Source organism: Streptomyces milbemycinicus (assembly GCF_002154605.1).
GTDB classification, from domain to species: domain Bacteria; phylum Actinomycetota; class Actinomycetes; order Streptomycetales; family Streptomycetaceae; genus Streptomyces; species Streptomyces milbemycinicus.
This window is the reverse complement of the sequence record NZ_MUNE01001322.1, coordinates 1-583: the sequence shown is the minus strand read 5'-3', so window position 1 is coordinate 583 and position 583 is coordinate 1. Positions and strand designations below refer to the sequence as shown.

1 protein-coding gene is annotated in these 583 nt (G+C 75.8%); it reads left to right on the top strand.

Going from position 1 to position 583, the window contains the following annotated elements; translation table 11 throughout:
• Positions 1-583 (top strand): acyl-CoA dehydrogenase family protein (locus CCN51_RS52870; RefSeq protein WP_245881927.1); only part of this gene is annotated, 583 nt, incomplete at both ends.

Sequence of the window (583 nt, the reverse complement as noted above, 5' to 3'; positions counted from 1 at the left end):
GCGGCGAGGTCATCTGGGCGCAGGCATGGTCCGAGCCCGAATCCGGCTCGGACCTCGCGTCGCTGCGCTCCACCGCCGAACGCACCGACGGCGGCTGGCTGTTGAACGGCCTGAAGACGTGGTCGTCCCGGGCCGCCTTCGCCGACCGCGCCTTCGGCCTCTTCCGCAGCGACCGGGGCGCCTCGGCTCCCCATCGCGGGCTGACGTATCTGATGTTCCCGCTGCGCGCGCCGGGCGTGACCGTACGCCCCATCGGCCGCCTCGACGGCAAACCCGCCTTCGCCGAGCTCTTTCTCGACCAGGTCTTCGTGCCCGATGAGGATGTGATCGGCGAGCCGGGCGAAGGCTGGCGGGTGGCGATGAGCACGGCGGGGAACGAGCGGGGGCTGACCCTGCGCAGCCCGGGGCGCTTCACCGCGGCCGCGCGCCGCCTGGCGGCGCTGTGGCGCGAACGAGCGGTCGGCGCAGACCGCGGCACCACCCCCGGCACCACCCCCGGAACCGCCCCCGCCGTCGGCCCCGCGGCCGATGTCTCGTCCGCGCTGCGCGACCGGGTGGCCGACGGCGGGGGCGGTTCCGGGGG